Raw genomic sequence first — 23,420 nt, forward strand, 5'->3', positions numbered from 1 at the left:
ATCTTACTAAAATAATACCGAGAATCAATTAAAGTCGAATAAAGTTATGACTCAGTTAATGTCTTAAAGTTCGACTTATCGATAAGCTCAATGATATTTCCCTTTGAACTCAACAGCTCCGGATTATAGCTTAAGCTATCGTTTTCAAACTCTGCATCCATCTGTTCCATTAGCCATTGAATATTGCTGTCACTCATCATTCCTTGATGCGCCTGGCTCAGCAGCTCTCTGTGGAAGCGTTGACGTATCTCCAGCGGAGTTTCACGCACATCGTCAAGCCCCACTTCAATCGTCACGGTCATCTCCTCACCGAGAGCGCGGCTCAAGGCTTGCTCTAACTGGACTATGGCCACATCTGCTGCCAGATGCTTTTGATTTGGCTTCAGTAACAATGGCATTGGTACAACAAAGTCATGACAAACAGAGTTTACCGCGAGCTGCCTGACCCGCCCGCCGACATCGAGTGCCGACATCAAACGATACCACTTCAGATCGATATCATGACCCGTCACCTCTCCCGAACCCAATACCACACCTTGAGCCGACTTAAGCACTGTTCTATCGGCCAGGGCTCCACTTGGTTCGGTAACCAGCTTTGTTGCATCACCTTGCGCCGGGTGTTGATGAGCAACATCGGCCTCCAGCGGCTCTCTGCCGTTACTAACACCATCATCGACTTGAATCGAGCGCTTCGTTTCAGCCTCAGAATCATCTTTTAATGAGGCCGGATGAGGCTGTTCCTCCCACGGCGGTCGGTCTTCGAGCTGACTGTCCGTCACTTCTCTGTTATCGCCCTGAGGAGGTTGCGCTGCAGAGCCTGTCTCACCAACATTACCGTCCGGCTCGCCCCGTTGAGGCTGTTCAGCATCAACAACTGTGGCAGGCTTTCTGCTTGGCGGCACAAAGCTCTGACGTTCCGCTTCAGGCTTTTTTCCACCACTCTCCTTAGGTTCACTCTCAACCAATTCTGTTAACAGTGAGTCTCGTGCAGCCAAGACAGCATCTAAAATATCGTCTTCACCACCATCGGAGATCGAGGGTGAGTCGACGCCGCTCTGACTATGAACCTGCTGAGTCCCTGGCACACTGCCGTTTGTATCAGGTGCCCCCTGAGCTAAAGAGTCGAAAGGAAGGTAATCATCCATCGACTGGGGATAGTCGTCATAGCCGTCGACTTGTGCATCCAGTTGTGCAGCCTGAGCGGCGTAATATTCATCAGGCATCTGATCCTTCTGCGTCTCATAAGAGTTTGGCATAACAGGCTCGGGCACAGTTTTCAGAATATCTCTGCCACTAATATTACCCGATGGATTATCGGCAACATGGGAGTTATCCGCTTGCACTTCACTGACATTGAGCTCAGGCGAAACTTTAGTGTCTCTGTCCGACTCAGATTCAGGTTCGGAAGCAGCAGAACCCTTCTTTGCAGTGAGCTCTCCCCCAGGCGCAACAGCAAGATCCTGCTCCATTCCCTGACTGGCAGCCTGGCTCAATATCAGAGCCTGTTCACTGTTTAAGCTGTTAAGTAAATCCGGGTCACCCAAAGAATCATCGTCTTGTTTATCAACAACCGCAGCGGTCTCATCATGCAGTTCACTTTCACTCTTAACTGCTGGTGTAGCGAACTCTGCAGCAGTGTTTTGTATGTGGGCCGAATCGTCCGGCAGCGGAACTTTCACCGCCTGCTCCGGCGCAGACTCTGCGGGTCTGGACTCAGGTGAAGCATGAACACCTGAATTATCCGACATATGTTCAGAAGCCGGTTTCACTTCCGGTATTGAGATATCTGCAGGCTTATCTACCGCCCAGCGTTTAACCGGCACCTCAGGTACAAATGCTACCGCTCTTAACAGTGCCATCTCGAGTCCCGACTTAGGGTCCGGAGCATGAGGAAGATCTTTACGCCCGGTCAGTAACAGTTGGTAATAGAGCTGAACCTGCTCGGGACTTAACTGCTGTGCGAAAGCGGTGATCTGTTCACTGTAAATTGACAGTTGGGCCGCAGCAGGTGCGAACTGGCTTAAGGTGATTTGATGCAATAACTCCAGCAAACTTCGAAGGAGTTCCAGTGGGTCTGCGCCAAAGGAGAGCACCTTTGCCGTCTCCTGCATCAGGTTTTCGATTTCGCCCCTAATTAACGCACTGAGCAGGACGATGACATGTTGTTCATCGATACTGCCCAGCATCGTCTGCACCAAAGAGAGCTTAACTTCACCCGCACCAAAGGCTATCGCCTGATCGGTAAGACTCAAAGCATCACGCATACTACCATTAGCTGACTTAGCCAACAGTTTCAAAGCCTGAGGTTCGAAACTCAACTGCTCCTGAGATAGTACATGAGTTAGCTGCTGTTCGATCTCATCAAGGGTTAAGCTCTTTAAATTAAATTGCAGACAGCGAGACAGTACTGTTACCGGAAGCCTTTGTGGATCTGTTGTTGCCAGCAGGAACTTTACATGCTCCGGTGGCTCCTCGAGCGTCTTTAACAGTGCATTAAAACTGCTTCTGGAGAGCATATGGACTTCGTCGATCAGGTAGACCTTGTAACGCCCCCGGCTGGGACGATACTGAACATTGTCCAGTAGTTCACGGGTATCATCGACCTTGGTTCTCGAAGCTGCATCGACCTCAATGAGATCGACAAAGCGTCCCTCGGAGATCTCCACACAACTGGAACATTGACCGCAAGGAGAAGCTGTCACGCCTCTCTCACAGTTCAGACCTTTCGCGAATAGGCGCGCTAAGCTGGTTTTACCAACACCACGGGTACCTGAAAAAAGATAGGCATGGTGTAATCTTTGCTGAGAAAGAGCATTAGTTAGTGCATGTAAAACATGCGACTGGCCAACCATTTGCTCGAATGTAGCAGGGCGCCATTTTCTGGCCAACACCTGATATGACATGGAACTCCCCAAAGTGTCATTTTATCAATTTCGGGAGCATGCTCCTCGGATACTGGCACAATAACATGCCATGCAAAAACTCGCTACCGAGGAACATTTTTACGGATGATTATTCGCCGTCAAACTCACACAGTTTAACAAGCTCAAGATCCATCGCGTGAAGGCGCTTCTCGCCACCGAGATCCGGCAGAGAGATAACAAATGCGGCGTGGTTTACCTTACCACCCAGCTTTCTGATCAATTTAACAGTGGCTTCGATTGTGCCACCGGTTGCCAATAGATCATCGATAACCAACACTTTATCGTTCTCATTGATGGCATCGACATGCATCTCTAATACATCGTGCCCATATTCAAGCTCATAGCTTTCAGAAATCGTCTCACGCGGCAGCTTGCCAGGCTTACGGACGGGAACAAAACCCAGACCCAGTTCGAGAGCTAAAGGGGCACCAAACAGAAAACCACGCGCTTCGGTACCGACAACCTTTGTGAAACCTTGGTCCTTATATTTCTCAACCAAGATATCCATTGTCGCCTTATAAGCGGTATGATCTTCCAGCAAGCTTGTCACATCTCGGAAAAGGATCCCAGGTTTCGGATAATCTGGAATGGTTTTAATGCTCTGTTTTATCACTGCTAAGGTGTCGTTATTCATCGATATCATCTTTTGGTTTCGCCCGCTCTGAGAGCTGACTTGTAAAAAAATCGGGGTAAAGCTTAAGCCGCTTTAACATGAGTTGCAACAAACTCTCTCGCTAATACCAACAAGAATGGCAGGATAAAGTCACACTTTGACAAATTTTATGAGTAAATTTTCAGAGGATGAATTAAAGCTTTTGCACAGGAAAAGCACCCACAAAAAATCAAAACTAAGGTGTTCTCAATCCTCTAGTTCAGGAATATTTCTGAGGAATAGCCCAAGCGCAATAGCAAAGAAAAGGAGCATAAACTTAACCCAAACCAGAGGAACGAGAGCGATACTCAACGCAAAACTTAGCCCACTGACAATATAGGCTTTTCTTTTGAGTCCTTTGCGAATGGCACGCTCACTTTCCCAGTGGCTCAGCGCATCACTAAACCAGGGATGCGCCATTAACCACCTATGTAAGGTCTCGCTGGAACGGGCAAAGCAAAAAGCAGCTAAAAGAATGAAGGGAACTGTAGGTAAAACGGGCAGGGGGATCCCGAGCAAACCGAGTGCTAAACTACATAACCCACAAATTAAATATGCCCCACGCTTTAATGCCATTATTTTTCTCAATCCACCGGTGAAACCACATAATACCCGAATGCGTTATGAGTGAATACCCAAATTATAATCAATGGCCGGGGTAGCGGAGCAGATAAGATGAAGCATTTTCTCACCTCAAGGGTGAAGATTTTGAGCTCATTGTCATCCCTGACACTGAGAACCGGACTAAGTAATAACGCTGATATAAATTAGAGTAAATTAGTCAATTTTAACCAAGATAATGTGGCCGGTAGTGTTGGTATCAATAAAACTAGAATAAAACCAATGAAATAAACAAAATTAAATGGATCTTTAAATGGCTGGCTCATACTTCCTCACTCACGATAACGGTGTTTTTATTGATCTAGATCAATTTTCGAGCCATTATAGAGTGATGCCAGCCCGATAGAAAGTAGATTTCCAATATTTCCGTGATATCTGTCGCCGCCATCCAAAGTTTCCGCGCCTATAGTTACCCTTTAATCTCCTTGATGACTCCCTTACCTGCAAACTCTTCAAGCATCTGCAGACATCCATCGGTCAAGGTAGCCTCATCGATATCCGGGTAATTGGCTTGCAACCAGGCCATCACCTCATCAAAGTTAACCCCTTCAGATTGGGAGAGGTAACCCAATACCTGTGCTGTAAGCGGGTTAAGCTGCAAAAAAACAACCTCTTCATCACAATCACGGTAAAGGCAAAAATACTGAGGTGTCTCAGCCGGAGTTTCTGGTCGATACAAGTCTGATATGTGTGATACATCATAGGAATACTGCAGAACTTTAGCCGTGTCAGACAGACAAAGAGAACCGCTGCAAACGCTCCCGGTAATCTCTGTCTGAAGTGGATTATCCCTGGCTATGGCAACAACCAACTCCATATACTCGTAATGCGCGAGCTCCAGTAAGAATGAGGGATCCTGCTCATTAGGCTGATATTCAGATTGTAGAAAGGTAACAAACTCATTGGCAATTTCGACAAAAATTGGCGACTGGCAATCATGAATAACAAAGAACTGCTGAATCAACGCCCGCCAGTCCTCCTCACTATAGAGACTCTTGAGAACGGGAAATCCAGTGGAGATAAAGTTTTCCATGTTATTAAAAAACAGATCTCTGTATATCTTCATCCGTCTCGAGTCCGTACCTGATGGCAGTTTTCGAGATGGCTCTTTTATATAATCGATAAACGACTGTTGGACCTTAGTAAAACTCATTATGCGCTCCTCGACAGTAAAGCGGAGGCATCATGTTGATATTGATGGATCTGCGCTATCTCATTCAATAACAGCGACGTCGGAGGAATATTGAAATCTCTCTCCAGTAATGTTGGGTACACCCCATGGACTTCATAGCACTCCCTGAGCAACTGCCACACAGGGGAGATGATATCGGCCCCATGGGTGTCGACGATCAGATCTTCTGCTTCCTCAAAGTGACCGGCAATATGCAGATATGCGATTCGTTCGGTTGGCATCGCCCTTAAAAATTGACTCGCATCGTAGTTATGATTAATCGAATTGACATAGATATTGTTCACATCAAGCAGCAACTTACAATCCGCTTCACTTAGCACCGCATCGATAAATTCAAGCTCGGTCATCTCGGCTCCCGGGGCCGCATAGAAGGAGACATTTTCGAGTATCAAGGGCCTTTCAAGAATATCCTCAACCAGCTTGACTCTGTTTACAACATGTCTGACCGCCTCTTGCGTAAAGGGGATAGGCATAAGGTCATACATATGACCGCTACCGGAGCAATAACTTAAATGCTCTGAATAAGTTGTAATATTATGCAGATCCATAAAGGCTTTTATATCTCTCACAAACTGAACATCAATCGGTAACGGTCCACCGATTGATAGAGATAAGCCATGACAATAAAAAGGTTTTCTCTCTGCAAGCAGTTTAAACTGGCGCTCAAACTTGCCTCCCAGAGTCATCCAGTTCTCGGGGGCCACCTCGAAAAAATCGATCGCTTCCGGAATAGATTCACAAAATTCATCTAACATCTCACGCCTAAGGCCGAGGCCGACTCTGGCTTGCTCACTCATAACGACTCCCCACTGCGCTTACTTCATCCATAACAAAAATTATTAAGGCCAGTAAATACCGGCCTTAAAAACACCAATAAGCGTCACCGATACGCACCAAAGGTTGAGGTGGTAACACTAAGTGAGCTATTTTTAGTCGGGCTTACTTGCCTCCACCACATTTACCTTCGCCACACTTGCCTTCCTTACCTTTCTTCATCCCTTCACCGCACTTACCTTCCTTACCTTTCTTCATCCCTTCGCCGCACTTGCCTTCACCACACTTGCCTTCCTTGCCTTTCTTCATCCCTTCGCCGCACTTGCCTTCACCACACTTGCCCTCCTTGCCTTTCTTCATCCCTTCGCCGCATTTTCCTTCACCACACTTTCCTTCCTTGCCTTTCTTCATCCCTTCGCCGCATTTTCCTTCACCACACTTGCCCTCCTTGCCTTTCTTCATCCCTTCGCCGCACTTACCTTCACCACACTTGCCTTCTTTGCCTTTCTTCATATCGCCACCACACTTGCCTTCACCATCAACAAGCTGGTAACCCGCTTCCATCTGGCTGTATCCGAATGGGTTAGCTTGCACCTCAGCAGCAAATGCAGAACCGATAACAACAGTGCCTAAGGCTGCAGCGACAGCGGTTTTTTTAACTAAATTCATAATGTCTTCCTTTCAGATTAAAAATATTAGATTTAGGTTACCAACCACAATGTTGTTAGCTGGCTCGCACTAATAGACCCGACGCACAACAAATTTATTGCAAAAATTTTACCCCGGTCACACTTACGGCGAACTATTAGCATAAACGCAACCTCAGGATTTTGCCTAACTAACCATCGCTTTAAGAGAAAAAATCCCGAGTTCTACCTCTTTATAGTCAAGTTTTGTATCGCCGGCACGCTTGGGGTAGAATGCTCGCCCGTTTGTGGGAGCGTGACGTTTCGGTGTCCTTGTCTAGCAGGCCTATTTATAGCCGCAGCGGGAATACCGACAGACAACGGGCAACGCCCTTCATAGAATTGTTAATCATAGAAAGAGTCACATAATGCGCGTAATACTTGCTCCGATGGAAGGGGTGGCCGATGCACCGATGCGATCGCTACTCACCAGTGTCGGTGGATACGATCTGGTCATCAGTGAATTTATTCGCGTCGTCGATCAACTGCTACCTGAGAAGGTCTTTCATCGATTATGTGCCGAATTGGCTAACAATAGTCAGACCAAGGCTGGAACACCTGTTCGACTGCAACTATTGGGGCAACATCCTAACTGGATGGCTGAAAATGCCCTTCGCGCGGTTGAGCTGGGTTCTCGTGGCGTCGACATTAATTTTGGTTGCCCTGCTCCTATGGTCAACCGCAGTAATGGCGGGGCAGCTTTGCTAAAAGAGCCTGATACCATCTATCGTGTAACCCATACGGTTAGGGACGCAGTAACTGATACCCACCCCGTATCGGCTAAGATAAGGTTAGGCTGGGATGATAAGAGTCGATGTGTCGAGATTGCTCAGGCTATTGAAGCAGCCGGTGCCACCGAGCTTACAGTACACGCCCGTACTAAAGAGGAGGGATACAGGCCCCCGGCTCATTGGGAGTATATTCATCAGATCAGAGAAGCTATCTCTATTCCTGTCATCGCCAACGGCGAGGTTTGGAACAGAGATGACTACCAAAGGTGCCGTACAGTCAGTGGTTGCAGTGATGTGATGGTGGGCCGTGGAGCATTGGCCGTTCCCAACCTGGCCCATGTAATAAAAGGGACACAAAATAAGATGCCCTGGAGTGAAGTAAAGCAACTGCTGATTCAATACTCTGAATATGAGATCGTCAGTGCAAAGGAGAAGTATTATCCGGCACGAATAAAACAGTGGCTGAGGTTTATCGTCCATCAATATGATGAAGCCGAGCTCCTGTTCAGACAGCTTAGGGTCATGAAACAAACAGCCGACATTTTATCGTTACTGAAGAGTTAAGTATAAGAATCATACAGTGAGTGAAAGCGGCATTCAGGCTGCAGCATACCCAAGCTCTTCTTTGATATAGGACAATTTATCCCAACTTCAGAGGTCAGATCTGTTCCGTTAAGGGATTTTCATGGAGAAAATATGACTGAGTTTTGATCTTAGTCATAGTCACACAGCCTCACCTGTTTAGACTAAATGTCTGTAAGTCAATAACTAGGCATATTTTCGTGAGCATATCCCATATCAGACATGAACTGTCGCAGCTCGAAACACATCTCAGGAAAGAGATTGGTGCGCTTGCCGAAATCAATCAGGTATCCCTGGACACGGAAGCATCATCTCTTTGCGAAATCATAGAGGTACTGACCAAAGCCAACTTATGTGATCATCCGCTATTTTTCAAATTGACGAAACTCGATGCAGCAATTTGTCAGTTGGATATAGGTCTCTATGGTTTGTGCTCCGATTGTGAAAGTGAGATAGAGCCAGAACGTTTAGCAAAAGACCCCATAGAGCAGAGATGTTCACATTGTGCCGAACAACATGAGCACGAACATAGACAAGAGCTTAGGCTGACCCATTAACCTAGCCTGATATCAGTTTAAAGATTCAAAAAAACCTCCGACTTGCGGAGGTTTTTTATATCCAGTCTGAAGTAGACTTAGAACTTCTGGTTAATACGCAAGTAGAAAGTACGGCCTAACACATCATATAAACCAGTATTTACATCACGGTAACCGGCATAATCATACCAGGTTGGTGCTTCTTCATCGAAGAGGTTATTAACACCAACGGTGACCGTACCATTCCAGTCATGGGTATAACCTACCTGGAAGTTATGCTTGAAGTAGTGTGGTGTATCTACGATATAGTCGTATCCCAACTCTCTCCAATATTCGCCTGACTGACTACCGATATAAACTGTGGTCCATGCAGCATTGAAGTCATTGTAATACCAGGCGGCAGCAAAGTTACCACGCCACTCCGGGTAATCCTGCAAACCTGCAAGGTCTATCTTCTCAGACGTTTCATCGGCCTGCTCTTTAAACTCAAGAATATGAGTCATATCAAGCTTCAGGTTAAAATCACCGAAATCAGTTTCCAGGTTATATGAGGTCGCGAAATCAAAACCTGAGGTTTCGACTGAAGACATATTGATATACCCACTTTCAATATACTCAATCTTACCGTCCGGACCGCGAGTAACGAGATCTGAGCCGCCATTAATCTTCTCATCACGGATCACATCATCGGCACCCACCGCTTCGATCTTATTATCATAGGTAATTGAGTAGTAAGATAGCTCAAGACTCCAGGCATCGGTGACATTCCACACACCACCAAGTGTTAAAGAGTTCCCCTCCTCCGCTTCCAGATCAGGGTTACCGCCAAACCAGGTCTTATGCTGATTACCCGACGCACAGTAATTTGTATCCGAGTCATTATTCGCTTCACACCAGACCGAATCATAAGCCTTTTCGAAACTCAGCGACTGAGATGAGAACATCTCGCCCATATTCGGTGCACGGAATGAGTCGCCATAACTTGCTCGAAGCAATAGTGAATCGACAGGACGCCAACTTAGCCCAAGCTTGGGCACCACTGCATCAAATGTAGAAGAGTTAGTCACCTGACCTTCGGCCCCGGTTAAGGTACCTTCCTGGTCATAACGTTCATAACGAAGCGCAGCAGACACCTCAAAGTTAGCTGGTAAAGCCATCTGCACTTCGGTGTAAGCCGACTTACGAGTGCGCTCAGCATCTACATCATCACCACCGGAGCCACCAGAGATGATGCCGGAAGCCGACTCAGGGTCAGATGTTTGTTTAAAGTTGATCATCTCATATTCAAGACCACCAACGATAGCGACAGAGAAGTCACCCTCTTCATAGAGAAGGGTACTGGCAAGGCCATCGATCTGAGTACTATCAAATTTACCCTGATATACCCCGGTGTGATTTGCCGCATCATAAAGTTGGGTCATCTGTTGATCCCACTCGGCATAGCTCATACCAGACGTATTGAAGATATCATAGATGTTGTTGCCATCTTCATCTACACGATCCAATTCACTTTGAATGATATTGTCGTTAATCAGATTATAATTGAAAGCATTTGTTGTTGACGCGGCATGCTGCGCATTGATTTCCCAGTCGATACCATTACCAACATCGGCAAATCCAACAAAACCGCCCAATATGTCAAAGCTATTGGTCTCGGTTAAGGTGTCTCGTTCACCGATCTGTACCGAGCGCATGTAGAGCGTCATATCTTCGCCGGTCGGATTATAGGTATTATCAGCACTCATCACCGGATAGTTTGTCGATACCGGCGTCCCCGCATAACGAGTCTCAGTATCACTCAAAGATGCGGTACCTCGGCCACGGAACTGGATATTATCGGTGATCTCATAATTAAAGTTGGTCATAAACGAGTTTCGGGTCATATCACCGAATAATTTAGTGACTTCACCATAACTATAGAAGCAGCGCCCATTGTTCTCGCCATCGGTTCCATCAGACACGTTTTGAGTTTGCTCGCACATATCAGAATTTGAATAGAAAGCGTAGATATCATCACCATCAGCATCCTTTTCACCCGTATTGTAGTATCCATTGGGTACCGAGCTAAATGAGCTGTAATCACCATAGGTTGGATCATCCATCTTCCATATATCTCTATCCATTACCGCTTTAGTATCATAATACTCATAGGTAAATGTCACGTTACCTTTATCTGTATTGAAACCGGTAGCGATAGAGAAACGGTTAGCGTCGCCTCCCTCTACAGAGGGTTGCTCCAGGCTATAGTCTAACTGGAAACCATCAAACTCTTTCTTGGTAATAATGTTAATCACACCGGCAACCGCATCTGAACCATAAACCGCAGAAGCACCGTCACGTAGAATCTCGATACGCTCAACAATAGCGATTGGGATTTGAGATGTATCGGCTGTTGCACCTGAACTTGAAGAGGTACCCGGCATGCGACGACCATCGAGCAGAACAAGTGTAGCCTGCGAGCCCAAACCGCGCATATTTACAGTCGATGTAGCACTCGCTCCAGAGCCATAACCCGAAGTTCCACGCCATGAACCAAAGGCGTTAATTGATGAGTTGTTCAACACATCTGCGACGGTCTTTTCACCGGTCAGTGCAATATCTGCAGCACTGAGCACGGTAACAGGAGATGAGGTCTCCATATCGACCTGCTTAATTCGAGAACCGGTGACTTCAATTCTTTCAACTTTAGCACTATCGCTCTGCTCTTCAGCAAACGCAAAACCAGAAAACGCAACACTGGTTGCGGCTGCTGCGATGAGACTGGTGCGTACGGCTTTTGCTGTTAAGGTCAAAGTGTTCATATTTCCTCCCTTATTATCGACACTCTAAATTCAAGTGAGCAACAATTAATTAATAGTTATTATTTTATTTTTATTGATATTCAAACCAAAAGTTAACCAACTCCATTTAAATACTGTTTAAACAGAGCAATTAAGTCAACAGGTGTCACAATTAAATAACCTTAGTGAAAACATTTGATACAAACAAACATAAATCAACAAAACAATAAATCACAAGCCAGAATGAAAACCAACTTAGAAACAATCATTTAGACAGCAACACAAAAAAAGATGAACGAATATACAACGTGAAAAACATTGATTGGAACAACGATTACAAATAGATACACCTGTATGACAAAGGTTAATCAAAAATCTTTATCAAACACAGTCAATATATTTAATTCCCAACCAATAAAAAGGAATGGGCAAAATATAATATGCTTAGACAACCAAAACCAAATATAAATAAACAGGTATTGTTCAAAATAAAGAATAAAAACTGAACAGCGGCAACAGTTCGAAGCAGGAAGGCGGTTAACGACTTATTAACAGGTGATACAAAATCATTGTTCACAGCTTATGTTCACCCCTTCTCTTTCGAGAGGATGTGATGGCTGCTGACAGCCAATTTATTAAGACGACTTTTCACCGAATCAGTGACTCGAGGTATTACCGGAGTCGGAGATTGGCTTTCCAAGCGATAATCGGGAACTTAAATAAATCTTTGGGGGAGCAAACCAGCCCTACCTGTCTACTTGACTCAAATGGAGAGAAGATAGGCTGATATTGAGATTAATTATGAAACCGTAACAGAGGCTGACAACTGCAACGGTTGCCATACACAAACTCAAAAATAACAATAAAAGGAGTCACTCCCCTGTCGGCAGGCAAAAAAAAGAAGCCATTCGGCTTCTTTTTTCTCACAACATTCGAATTAACGAGTGCGCGGGCATAACTCTTCAGTGCTGAAGAAATAAGCAATCTCACGCTCGGCAGAAGCAACTGCATCTGAGCCGTGAACCGCATTCTCATCGATGCTGTCAGCGAAATCACTACGGATAGTACCACGTGCAGCTTCAGCCGGGTTAGTAGCGCCCATGATTTCACGGTTTGCAAGAACAGCATTCTCACCTTCAAGAACCTGAACACAGATAGGGCCAGAAGTCATGAACTCAACCAGTGCACCGAAGAAAGGACGCTCGCTATGCTCAGCGTAGAAACCTTCAGCTTGCTCTTTGCTCAGGTGAAGCATTTTAGAAGCGATGATTTTCAGGCCAGCAGTTTCAAAACGGTTGTAGATAGCACCAATGTGGTTTTTAGCAACTGCATCAGGCTTGATGATAGAAAAAGTACGTTCGATAGCCATGTCTAGCTTCCTTTTTTATAAACAGGTTTTTTAATTTGCGCGGATTATACGAGATTTATCGGGGAAATCCTACCTTTAAAGTTGAAGCTGTGAGACATACATCAAAGAGTGAACCGGAGCAAGCGGAGCGAAGACACATTTCACTCAAAAAACAACCGGCAGAGCTCAAAAATAACACGATCATTGACCTAAGGCTCCCTGACAACAAACAAGGTGTGTCACAGGGAGCAGAGCAAACTGTAAGGTAGGCTCGCTATCTTCCGTTAAACTGGTATCGGACTTATCATTCAACTTTCGGCAATCCAGCAGGCTTGTACGGCCTCTAAGATACGCTCATTGCAGTGAGCAGGATCGTCATCAAACGCTTCAAGCTCTAATATCCACTCCCTAAGGTCGGTAAAGCGGATCGTTTCAGGATCCACCTCCGGATATTTCTCTAATAGATCCAAAGCAATATCCAGTGAGTCTATCCATTTTAATGGCATACTAACCTCCAGCTTTCTGTATTTAGTAAAAGTATAGACAGCTTCTTAGCAGACGAATACCAATCGCTATAAAGATGTGATCGCTGAGCATATATTCAACATTCCAGCGTCGGGTAATTAATTGCTCAAGCTAAAATAAAAAAAGGACAATAACATAAGATTGCTATTGCCCTTTTAAAACTCAATGCTGTCAACTAGTGCTCTTCACTCACCATGTTGATAGTGTACTTAGGAATATCGACGACTAAGTCACAGTTAGGGACTTTGGTCTGACAGGAAAGGCGACTCTCAGGCTCCAGCCCCCATGCCTTATCCAACATGTCGTCTTCCAGCTCGTCGCTCTCCTCGAGTTCATCGAACCCTTCGCGAATCACAACATGACAGGTAGTACATGCACAAACTTTCTCACAAGCATGCTCAATATGAATGCCATTTTTCAGAGCAACATCTAAAACCGTTTCACCTTCATTGGCTTCAATAACGGCCCCATCGGGGCACAACTCTTCATGGGGTAAAAATACAATTTGCGGCATTGGGTTACCTATTTAATCTAAATACTGTCAACTGACTGGCCTTTGAGAGCCAGCTTAATTGAATTATCCATACGCTTAGCCGCAAAGTCCTGCGTGCTAGCATCTAATGCTTCGATGGCTTTCTCTATCGCATCGGCATCGTCCAGAGCGCCGACTTCAACCAACACAGCCATGCTCTGTTCAATCGCATTGCGTTCGTCAGCCGTTAACAGCTCACCATCCTTCGCTAAGGCGGCACTTAACGTCTCCAGCACCCTTGCCGCTTCAACTTGCTGCTCTGCAAGCATACGACGAGTGATATCTTCCTTTGCATGCGCCATCGAATCTTTCAACATAGACCCGATCTCTTCATCGGTTAAACCAAACGAGGGCTTAACCTGAATACTGGATTGTACGCCGGTGGACTTCTCCATCGCCGTTACACTCAATAACCCATCGGCATCGACCTGGAAAGTCACTCGAATATGTGCGGCACCCGCAGCCAATGGGGGGATCCCTTTGAGGGTAAACCGTGCAAGGGAACGGCAATCATCAACGAGTTCACGTTCCCCCTGAACGACATGAAATGCCATCGCAGTTTGGCCATCTTTAAAGGTAGTAAACTCTTGCGCTTTAGCCACAGGAATAGTCGTATTCCGGGAAACGACTTTTTCGACTAAACCCCCCATGGTCTCGATCCCCAGTGATAGGGGAAGAACATCGAGCAGTAACAGATCTGATTCAGGCTTGTTTCCAACCAAGATGTCAGCCTGAATAGCGGCGCCTATAGCCACAACTCTATCTGGATCGATAGAGGTCAGTGGCGCTTTGCCAAAGAAGCCTTCAACCATCTCTCTGACCAGTGGTACCCGTGTCGAGCCACCAACTAGTACTGTCTCCAGTACTTCATCGGCTTTGATACCGGCATCTCGAAGGGCACGGCGACAACTCGCGACCGTCTTCTTGACCAGTCCGGCAATAAGAGAATCGAACTCAGCTTTGGTGACAACCTGATTGAGCTCGGTTCCATCCTCTAACTGCAGAGTTGCCGTAACCTCACTTCCACCGGTTAACGCTTCCTTGACTCTTCTGGCTTCGATCAGTAGCTGGCGACTTACAGAGGCTGAAGGCTCATCGAGCTGCCACACTTTCAGAAGGTGATGATGCAATAGGTGATCAAAATCATCGCCGCCCAGCGCCGAATCACCGCCGGTTGCCAGCACTTCGAATACCCCTTTATGGAGCCTCAAAATTGAGATATCAAACGTGCCGCCCCCAAGGTCATAGATGGCGATAACGCCCTCCTGCCCGGAGTCAAGCCCGTAAGCGATCGCTGCAGCCGTCGGTTCATTCAATAAACGTAATACTTTTACACCAAGTAGGGCTGCTGCATCTTTAGTCCCTTGACGCTGAGCATCATCGAAATACGCTGGAACAGTGATAACAATGCCTTCCAGATCGCCACCCAATGTACTTTCAGCCCTTGCGATTAAAGGCCTTAATATCTCGGCAGACACCTGAACCGGATTAACGTTGCCCTGCTCGGTAACAAACAGAGGTAAGCCATTCTCACTGGCTTTAAAACGGTAGGGAAGATCTTGTATACCCGATTGTATATCAGCAAGACTTCGGCCCATAAAGCGTTTCACAGACACGATAGTATTATGGGGGTCTTTGGCTGAGTGGGCCTCAGCCTCAAAACCCGCTTCGATGCCGGCCTCTGTATAACGAACGATTGAAGGCAATGAGTGTTGAGCGTTCTCATCCGGCAAGGTGTTAGCGACACCGCTGCGCACCGCAGCAACCAGCGAGTTTGTGGTGCCTAAGTCTATACCGACAGCTAATCTGTGTTGATGAGGCGCTGCAGTCTGTCCAGGTTCTGCAATTTGCAATAGGGCCATAAAAATTCCAACTTATGTATTAGCCAATATGGTGCAAAAGCTAATCAAATATAATTTACAAACTGAAAAATATGACTAATCAAACAGAACATCTTCCGCACGTTCAAGTTCGATCTGTAATTTTGCCATAAACTTCAATTTTCGAATAAGATCCGCAGCTTCAGACTGCTCCTCTTCAGCGTCGCTTTGAAGCAACTGAGCTAAATTCTGCTCAATCTCTCTAGCGTAAACTGAAAATGATTCGTGTAGCTCGGCGATCAACTCATCAGGTTCGCTACTGTGGGCGATATCCTCCAGGGCCTCTCTCCACTCCATCTGCTGCATCAAAAAATGAGTATCTTTGACAGTCGTTGCCTCGTGTAGAAGATCAAACCCATTCAAAACAAGAATATGCTCGGCTCTTGTTATTGGATTTTTCAACGTCGAGAAGCCGTCGTTAATCTGTGCAGTACGTTGGACGGCAATACGTTTATCTTGCTCACTGGAGTTAGCAAACTTATCGGGATGAACCGCCCTTTGCAGTTCGCGATAGCGCTCTGCAAGTAAGGCGGTGTCTATTTCGTAGGAAGGCGTAAAACTAAACAGCTCAAAATAGTTCATGAATCAATTCTTTTGACGGTTAGACTGTGAAACTCTCACCACAGCCACACTCCCCTTTTGCATTAGGGTTGTTAAACTGAAAGCCTTCATTGAGCCCCTCTTTTACGAAGTCGAGCTCGATACCCTGGAGGTAGATGAAGCTCTTGGCATCAATGATAATTTTTACATCGCCTATCTCATAAACTTCATCATCATCGTTCAACTCATCAACAAACTCTAGTATATATGCCATACCAGAGCATCCTGACGTCTTGAGCCCCAAGCGCAATCCAATCCCCTTGCCGCGACTCTCGAGAAAGCTTTTTACACGTTCTGCAGCCGCGGGAGTCATTGTTATAGCCATCTTAACTCCGGAAATTACTTAGTTTGCTTTGACTTATAATCGTCGATTGCAGCCTTGATTGCATCTTCAGCCAAAATTGAGCAATGGATTTTTACCGGAGGCAATGCTAGTTCTTCAGCAATATCGGTATTCTTAATCGCTGCAGCTTCTTCAATCGTTTTCCCTTTAACCCATTCGGTTACCAGAGAGCTAGATGCGATTGCGCTTCCGCAACCATAAGTTTTAAACTTAGCATCTTCAATCAGACCATCGTCATCGATCTTCAGCTGTAGCTTCATCACATCACCACACGCTGGTGCACCGACCATACCGGTCACGACCGACGGATCATTTTTATCGAAAGAACCTACGTTTCTGGGGTTCTCATAATGTTCTAGTACTTTTTCGCTGTAAGCCATGGTACTGCTCCAATCTCTATATTCGTTTTAACCGGATTAATGGTGAGCCCACTGAACCTTGTCCAGATCTACACCATCTTGAAACATCTCCCAAAGTGGAGACATCTCCCGTAAGTCGCCAATAGACTTGTTAATAGTCTCAATTGCATGATCGATCTCCTCTTCAGTCGTAAAACGACCGATAGAGAAACGAATTGAGCTATGTGCCATCTCATCATTCAAACCCAGTGCTCTGAGCACATAGCTTGGTTCTAAACTTGCGGATGTACATGCCGAGCCTGATGATACGGCGAGGTCTTTAAGCGCCATCATCAATGACTCACCTTCGACGAAGTTAAAGCTGACGTTAAGGCTACCGCAGTAGCTCTGCTCGAAGTCACCATTGATGTAGGTTTCTTCAATGCCTTTAACACCATTCCACAATCTGTCTCTTAACTTGCGAATACGTGCATTGTCAGTTGTCATCTCAGCTTTGGCTATCGCGGCGGCTTCACCCATACCCACAATTTGGTGAGTGGCGAGTGTACCACTGCGCATACCACGCTCATGGCCTCCACCATGCATGGTTGCCTCAAGACGGATACGTGGTTTACGGCGCACATAGAGTGCTCCGATACCTTTAGGGCCATACATCTTGTGAGCAGAGATGGAGATCAGGTCGACTTTCATTGACTGAACATCGATAGGCAGCTTACCTGCGCTCTGCGCGGCATCCACATGGAAAACGATCTTCTTACTACGGCATAAGTCACCGATAGCAGCGATATCATGAATAACACCGATCTCATTATTCACATGCATGATGCTCACAAGAATCGTATCTTCACGCATCGCAGCTTCGATTGTCTCAAGCGGGATTAGACCATTAGACTCTGGGGCAAGGTAGGTGACTTCGAAACCCTCACGCTCAAGCTGGCGACAAGTGTCGAGAACAGCTTTATGTTCAGTCTTACTGGTGATGATGTGCTTGCCTTTCTTATGGTAGAAATGAGCCACACCTTTAATAGCCAAGTTGTCTGATTCAGTTGCACCCGAAGTAAAAACAATTTCTCGCGGATCGGCGTTGATCAGGTCTGCAACTTGATTACGGGCAATATCGACTGCCTCTTCGGCTTGCCAACCATAACGGTGAGAACGAGACGCCGGGTTACCAAATATGCCGTCCATAGTCATGCACTGCATCATTTTTTCTGCAACACGAGGGTCAACCGGCGTTGTCGCAGCATAATCTAAATAGATAGGAAGCTTCATCACACACTCCGTACTTACAGCCCATGAAAGGACTCAGCAAAGTACAAAAAATTATTTAATAATAACAAAGTTAACTTATAGCGTTACTCTTTGTTCCTGTTGCAATTCATCTTGCTTAATCGAGATAAACTGAACGTCACGTTTATCCATTAAGCCGGCAAGGCTAATTCCATTTAAGAAATCAGATATCTGTTTACTCAAATCACCCCATAAAGAGTGAGTCAGACAGCGCGTACCACTTTGACAGTTACCTTGCCCCTGACAACGTGTTGCATCGACAGATTCATCGACGGCACGTACGACCATACCCACAGAGATCTCATCAGCATCGGCACCAAGGCGATAACCACCACCAGGTCCTCTGACACTCGAAACCAATCCATGTTTTCTCAGTTTTGCGAAAAGTTGTTCAAGATAAGAAAGAGAGATCCCTTGGCGCTCAGAAATATCGGCCAACGGCACTGGACCCGATGTAGAATGCATAGCAACATCTAACATGGCTGTCACAGCATAACGACCTTTCGATGTAAGTTTCATAGCAACCCGCTCCCATAAATGCATAAGGGAATTCAAACATACCCGACTATTTTAGTCAAGTATTAGACCTTATAATTTACTCAAGTATTCGGTCTATATCCAAACTGAGTGTAAACGGGATTTTTCAGCAGAAAATACCCTGTCACTTTGGTGGGGTATTTAACCTGTTTCTCTTAAAAGATTCAATGAATGTTTACAACTTAGCGCACTAAAAGATCAGATTATGGGATCAAACTCATCAATTGACTGCTTACGCTTCTGCGCAGCGGCTAATTCGGCATCAATGAACTCATCCACCTCCAGTTCCGGCAGCTTGTCAGTACACACACTTCCACCCATAGATTGAACGGCCTGGCATACCTCCTGCACCTTTGAGTCCATCAGGTGCATGTGATCCAGCATCTGACCTATGGCATTAGCTACCGGGTCCGGATTATCAGGCGAAACAGCATAGGCATCGAAGCCATACTTTTTAGCCATCTCAGTGCGTCGTTTGGACTTCTCTTTATTGGCCTCATTCGGCGTTGACACCACCCGACCGGGGATCCCTACAACTGTCGTATCTTTAGGTACATCTTTAACCACCACAGAGTTAGAACCGACTCTGGCTCCGTCATTCATGGTGATCGGACCTAAAACTTTAGCCCCTGCGCCAATAACGACGTTGTTACCCAATGTAGGGTGCCGTTTGCCGGACTGCCAGGTTGTCCCACCTAAGGTTACACCGTGGTATAGAGTACAATCATGGCCGATTTCGGCAGTTTCACCAATCACAACTCCCATACCGTGATCGATGAAAAAACGATCACCGATAGTCGCCCCGGGATGGATCTCTATTCCGGTCATCCAACGGGCAAATGTCGAGAGACAACGGGAAGTTAAACGCCACTTTCGCTTCCATAGCTTATGGCTCACTCTATGGATCCAGATAGCGTGCATACCCGGATAGTTCAGTAACACTTCGAACGTACCGTGTGCAGCAGGGTCCCGATGATAGATAGACGCGATATCATCTTTAAGTCGAGCGATAACTCCCATATGTATCTCGTTCCTTATGCTTCGTTATTGTCTTTTGATGCCAGTTTCTTGTCGATAGAGGTTAACATCCCTCTCAGGATATTCATCTCCTGCCTCTCCAATCTAGCTCGACTAAACAGACGGCGTAACTTAATCATCACCTGGCCGGGGTGCTGCTTAACAATAAAGCCGGTAGACAACATGGTTTTCTCCAGATGCTCAAAGAAGTTTTCACGCTCTTTGGCAAACGGGTATTCGTTCACAGGTTCAACATAGCCTTCAGGCTTGGCGTTTTCAAAATCACGCTGAACCTGAGCAAGGTGAGCCACCCTTGCCTCATAACAGATGATCTGCACCGCTTGAGCCAGGTTTAATGAAGTATATTCAGGGTTTGCCGGTATCGCGACGTGGAAGTTACACTTCTGTAACTCCTCGTTAGTTAACCCGTTATTTTCACGGCCAAAAACAATCGCAACCGGGCCATCCAGAGCAGATTGAACTAACTTCTCTCCCGCCTCTCTCGGCTCAAGCATGGGCCAATCCAGTGTTCGACTACGAGCACTTGTCGCGATAACCAGGCTACAGTCAGCGATAGCTTCAGCCACACTATCGACAGTGACCGCATGTTTAAGGATATCTGACGCCCCGGCTGCTAAGGCCACTGAATGTCCATCGGGTTCAACACGAGGTTCGGCAAGATAGAGTGTGGAGAGCCCCATGGTTTTCATTGCACGGGCAGTGGAACCTATGTTCCCCGGGTGAGATGTACCTACGAGTACGACGCGAATATTGCTGAGCATGAAACTTCTTACTTTAATAAAAGAACATAACGCGCAATATTATCACAGCCGGTGACGATTCTTTAATACAAAAATGGTATTTGCCCGATCATAAAGTTTCCTTGTAACTGAGGTAATACCTGTACAAAATGACACCGACGCAGCTTAATAGCTACAAAGAGTCCTCTAAAAGCTGAATTTCATCTAAAGCGACGACTTCCATCTTATACAGATCCCCCCCGCCTTCAGTTAAAAGCGCCACTAACAAGTCGTCCGGTTTTCAAGGTTCAATATGGTACCGGTAGCAGCTATGGGCTCAGGGGCAGCCTGTCTGCATACAGGCCTTGCACTTTACGGCGATGGGCGTATAATGCGCTGCGATTATTTATATCTGTTCTTTAAAATCCAGGGGATTGTAATGCATCCGATGCAGACTATTGCTGTGCGCGCTGCCCGCGCCGCCGGCCAAACGATTATACGTGCCTTCACAGAACTCGACAAAGTTGAGGTCACTGCGAAAGGTATTAATGACTACGTAACAAACGTAGATAAAGAAGCAGAAGCTGCCATTACCTATCAGATCCGTAAATCTTACCCCGACCACACCATCGTTGGTGAAGAGTCTGGTGAGAACAGAGGCGAAAGCAGTGATTTCGTCTGGATTGTCGATCCTCTGGATGGCACTAACAACTTTGTTAGAGGCATTCCACACTTCGCGGTTTCTATCGCAGTTCAACATAAAGGCAAGACCGAAGTTGCCGTTGTTTATGACCCTATTCGCGACGAACTATTTACCGCCGTTCGTGGTAAAGGTGCAAAACTAAACGATTTCCGTATCCGTGTTTCTAAGCATAACGATCTTAGCAATTCAATTATTGCTACAGGCTTCCCTTTTAAGGCCAAACAGCATACTGAAACCTACATGAAAATTTTCAGCGAAATTTTCACTCAATGTGCAGATGTTCGTCGTGCAGGTTCTGCAGCACTCGATCTCGCGTATGTTGCTGCCGGTCGCGTCGACGGCTTCTTCGAGATTGGCCTGAAACCTTGGGACATCGCAGCCGGTGAACTGATTGTTCGCGAAGCAGGCGGTACGGTAACCGACTTTACCGGCAACCATGGTTATATGAATTCGGGTAACATTATTGCAGGTGCGCCAAAAGCCACATCAATAATCGTAAAATCTGCTCGCCCGCTATTGAGTGATGCACTTAAGCGCTAAACCGCCAAGAACAGATTATTTAACTAAGAAGCCATCATTATTATGATGGCTTTTTTTCTCCCCTAAGTACAAATTTAATCTTAACTACTCACACATATTTACATGCATTACAAATAAATCTTATAATATCCGACATATTTACTAGGTTATTAGAGAGTGGCATGCTAAACATCGACGAACCGGCTCATTTACAACCAAAATTTGCACTTTTTAATTTAGGATTCAGGCCTTTCTTCCTCTTGGGAGCCCTGTTTAGCCTTATCTCCATCGGTATCTGGGGGGGATTCTTCTTTGGCCATTTTCAGTTTTCCCCACATGGCGACCCCATATGGTGGCATGGCCATGAGATGATATTTGGCTTCGTGATGGCCATTATCGCAGGCTTCCTGCTAACTGCAGTACAAAACTGGACCGGACAGCCCGGCATCAAAGGCATCGCCCTTATGGGACTGGCTGTTGTTTGGCTGTTACCTCGAATTTTACTGCTTAATAACGGTTGGCTTCCACTGCAGACCGTTATGGCACTCGATCTGGCTTTCGCACCGTTAACAGCGCTTTTTTTGGCAAGATCGGTATTAAAGGTTAAACAATGGCGCAACTTAATCTTCGTACCTATCCTTTTGATGCTGACGTTCGTCAATGGAATGAGCTATTACGGTTTGCTGATTAATGCTCCCGAACTGACTAAAACGGCATTATATTGTGCAATATTGCTGATGGTCACAGTCGTTGCCCTGATAGGCGGAAGAGTGATCCCATTCTTTACCGACAGAGCATCCGAATGGGAGCGTAAACCCAACATAATGTTACTTGAGGTTTCGAGCTTCGTAAGCCTGGCTCTTCTTATTGTTACCGTGTTATTTCAACAACCCATACTCATCCAAATTGCTTCCGCAGTCGCGGGGCTCCTTCTCCTTATCAGGTGGTCACGCTGGGGGGGAAGATACACACTACAGGTGCCTCTGTTATGGTCGCTGCATATCAGCTACCTTTTCATTCCGCTGGGGTTACTACTTATCGCAACCGGCAACCACTTTTCGGCTGGCCTTCACGGTATCACTCTGGGTGGATTAGGAGGCATGATTTTAGCCATGATGGCCAGAGTCTCTCTGGGTCATACAGGAAGAAAACTCTCTCCGCCAAGGCTAATCACAATTGCATTCATGTTAATTATTTCGGCTACGATTTTCAGAATGTTGGCAGGGCTGATGCCCGGTCATTACTTACCGCTTCTCAAGGTAGCCATCGGCAGCTGGCTTCTCTCCTTTGCCATTTTCCTGTATCACTACGCCCCTATCTTATTCAAAGCAAGGGTCGATGGCAGGCCCGGTTAAGACAAGCAGAGCGCCTGTTTACAAGTAGGCGCTCTGTTCATTTTAATAGGTTTTCCAATACTGAAATCTCAACGCCTCCTCTTTTTTGGATTTATCTGCTTAATAATTAGGCGCGCCTACCTAAGTTATAATAGTATTAATGTGAATAACATCACACAGATAGAGTAGCGTAGTCCTGAATACTTGATACCATT

Annotated in this window: 22 protein-coding genes; 4 read left to right on the plus strand and 18 right to left on the minus strand. The window is 46.0% G+C overall.

From position 1 onward, the window contains the following. Nucleotides 1–44: 44 nt before the first annotated feature. The 6 genes from dnaX to Q1B47_RS05350 form a co-directional block, all read right to left on the minus strand. Entirely contained in the window at nucleotides 45–2,903 is a 2,859-nt protein-coding gene (gene dnaX / locus Q1B47_RS05325) for a DNA polymerase III subunit gamma/tau (RefSeq protein ID WP_299789716.1), read from the minus strand. A gap of 109 nt (nucleotides 2,904–3,012) precedes the next feature. Further along, nucleotides 3,013–3,564, minus strand: coding sequence for an adenine phosphoribosyltransferase (gene apt, locus Q1B47_RS05330; protein ID WP_299789902.1), 552 nt, complete (start codon nucleotides 3,562–3,564; stop codon nucleotides 3,013–3,015). A gap of 219 nt (nucleotides 3,565–3,783) precedes the next feature. Then, nucleotides 3,784–4,152, minus strand: coding sequence for a YbaN family protein (locus tag Q1B47_RS05335; RefSeq protein ID WP_299789718.1), 369 nt, complete (start codon nucleotides 4,150–4,152; stop codon nucleotides 3,784–3,786). 454 nt (nucleotides 4,153–4,606) lie between these two features. Continuing rightward, nucleotides 4,607–5,350 (minus strand): putative DNA-binding domain-containing protein, encoded by a 744-nt coding sequence (locus Q1B47_RS05340; RefSeq protein ID WP_299789719.1) that lies wholly within the window; start codon nucleotides 5,348–5,350, stop codon nucleotides 4,607–4,609. Then, nucleotides 5,350–6,186 carry a DUF692 domain-containing protein gene (locus Q1B47_RS05345; RefSeq protein ID WP_299789721.1) on the minus strand — a complete coding sequence of 279 codons (837 nt, stop codon included), beginning with the start codon at nucleotides 6,184–6,186 and terminating at the stop codon, nucleotides 5,350–5,352. Before Q1B47_RS05345 ends, Q1B47_RS05340 begins: the two co-directional genes overlap by 1 nt. A gap of 142 nt (nucleotides 6,187–6,328) precedes the next feature. Further along, nucleotides 6,329–6,832, minus strand: coding sequence for a hypothetical protein (locus tag Q1B47_RS05350; protein ID WP_299789723.1), 504 nt, complete (start codon nucleotides 6,830–6,832; stop codon nucleotides 6,329–6,331). 385 nt (nucleotides 6,833–7,217) lie between these two features. Here Q1B47_RS05350 and dusC point away from each other — a divergent pair, with 385 nt between their 5' ends. Next, entirely contained in the window at nucleotides 7,218–8,144 is a 927-nt protein-coding gene (dusC, locus tag Q1B47_RS05355; protein WP_299789725.1) for a tRNA dihydrouridine(16) synthase DusC, read from the plus strand. Nucleotides 8,145–8,362: 218 nt separating this feature from the next. Continuing rightward, a complete protein-coding gene (locus tag Q1B47_RS05360) occupies nucleotides 8,363–8,719 on the plus strand; it encodes a TraR/DksA C4-type zinc finger protein (protein WP_299789727.1) in 357 nt (118 codons plus the stop codon). A gap of 77 nt (nucleotides 8,720–8,796) precedes the next feature. Here the strand turns inward: Q1B47_RS05360 and Q1B47_RS05365 are convergent, their stop codons facing one another. The 12 genes from Q1B47_RS05365 to trmJ all read right to left on the minus strand — a co-directional run bounded on the left by Q1B47_RS05365 (nucleotide 8,797) and on the right by trmJ (nucleotide 20,691). Next, the gene (locus Q1B47_RS05365; protein WP_299789729.1) at nucleotides 8,797–11,499 is read right to left on the minus strand and encodes a TonB-dependent receptor; all 2,703 of its coding nucleotides are present in this window, start codon (nucleotides 11,497–11,499) and stop codon (nucleotides 8,797–8,799) included. 916 nt (nucleotides 11,500–12,415) lie between these two features. Next, a complete protein-coding gene (gene ndk / locus Q1B47_RS05370; protein ID WP_012143199.1) occupies nucleotides 12,416–12,847 on the minus strand; it encodes a nucleoside-diphosphate kinase in 432 nt (143 codons plus the stop codon). A 287-nt stretch (nucleotides 12,848–13,134) separates the two neighbouring features. Then, the gene (gene iscX, locus Q1B47_RS05375; protein ID WP_299789736.1) at nucleotides 13,135–13,332 is read right to left on the minus strand and encodes a Fe-S cluster assembly protein IscX; all 198 of its coding nucleotides are present in this window, start codon (nucleotides 13,330–13,332) and stop codon (nucleotides 13,135–13,137) included. A gap of 194 nt (nucleotides 13,333–13,526) precedes the next feature. Beyond that, complete coding sequence (gene fdx / locus Q1B47_RS05380; protein WP_299789740.1) at nucleotides 13,527–13,865, minus strand: ISC system 2Fe-2S type ferredoxin; 339 nt, start codon at nucleotides 13,863–13,865, stop codon at nucleotides 13,527–13,529. 17 nt (nucleotides 13,866–13,882) lie between these two features. Further along, nucleotides 13,883–15,745, minus strand: coding sequence for a Fe-S protein assembly chaperone HscA (gene hscA / locus Q1B47_RS05385; RefSeq protein ID WP_299789743.1), 1,863 nt, complete (start codon nucleotides 15,743–15,745; stop codon nucleotides 13,883–13,885). 75 nt (nucleotides 15,746–15,820) lie between these two features. Continuing rightward, complete coding sequence (hscB, locus tag Q1B47_RS05390; RefSeq protein WP_299789746.1) at nucleotides 15,821–16,345, minus strand: co-chaperone HscB; 525 nt, start codon at nucleotides 16,343–16,345, stop codon at nucleotides 15,821–15,823. Nucleotides 16,346–16,364: 19 nt separating this feature from the next. Next, complete coding sequence (gene iscA / locus Q1B47_RS05395; protein ID WP_299789749.1) at nucleotides 16,365–16,688, minus strand: iron-sulfur cluster assembly protein IscA; 324 nt, start codon at nucleotides 16,686–16,688, stop codon at nucleotides 16,365–16,367. Between the two features lie 14 nt (nucleotides 16,689–16,702). Beyond that, nucleotides 16,703–17,086: a Fe-S cluster assembly scaffold IscU gene (iscU, locus tag Q1B47_RS05400; protein ID WP_299789752.1), complete on the minus strand. Its 384-nt coding sequence runs from the start codon at nucleotides 17,084–17,086 to the stop codon at nucleotides 16,703–16,705. Nucleotides 17,087–17,122: 36 nt separating this feature from the next. Next, the gene (locus Q1B47_RS05405; RefSeq protein ID WP_299789755.1) at nucleotides 17,123–18,337 is read right to left on the minus strand and encodes an IscS subfamily cysteine desulfurase; all 1,215 of its coding nucleotides are present in this window, start codon (nucleotides 18,335–18,337) and stop codon (nucleotides 17,123–17,125) included. 75 nt (nucleotides 18,338–18,412) lie between these two features. Next, entirely contained in the window at nucleotides 18,413–18,874 is a 462-nt protein-coding gene (gene iscR, locus Q1B47_RS05410) for a Fe-S cluster assembly transcriptional regulator IscR (RefSeq protein WP_299789758.1), read from the minus strand. Nucleotides 18,875–19,090: 216 nt separating this feature from the next. After that, nucleotides 19,091–19,912 (minus strand): serine O-acetyltransferase, encoded by an 822-nt coding sequence (gene cysE, locus Q1B47_RS05415; RefSeq protein ID WP_299789761.1) that lies wholly within the window; start codon nucleotides 19,910–19,912, stop codon nucleotides 19,091–19,093. 14 nt (nucleotides 19,913–19,926) lie between these two features. Continuing rightward, nucleotides 19,927–20,691, minus strand: coding sequence for a tRNA (cytosine(32)/uridine(32)-2'-O)-methyltransferase TrmJ (trmJ, locus tag Q1B47_RS05420; protein WP_299789764.1), 765 nt, complete (start codon nucleotides 20,689–20,691; stop codon nucleotides 19,927–19,929). Nucleotides 20,692–21,088: 397 nt separating this feature from the next. On the opposite strand from trmJ, the gene suhB reads away from it, so the two are divergent. Both suhB and Q1B47_RS05430 read left to right on the plus strand, forming a co-directional pair. Further along, on the plus strand, nucleotides 21,089–21,892 hold the full coding sequence (gene suhB, locus Q1B47_RS05425; protein ID WP_299789767.1) for an inositol-1-monophosphatase: 804 nt from the start codon (nucleotides 21,089–21,091) through the stop codon (nucleotides 21,890–21,892). A 161-nt stretch (nucleotides 21,893–22,053) separates the two neighbouring features. Further along, a complete protein-coding gene (locus Q1B47_RS05430) occupies nucleotides 22,054–23,226 on the plus strand; it encodes an NnrS family protein (protein WP_299789770.1) in 1,173 nt (390 codons plus the stop codon). Nucleotides 23,227–23,420: the final 194 nt, after the last annotated feature.

Source organism: uncultured Shewanella sp. (assembly GCF_947501225.1).
In the GTDB taxonomy this organism is placed as follows: domain Bacteria; phylum Pseudomonadota; class Gammaproteobacteria; order Enterobacterales; family Shewanellaceae; genus Shewanella.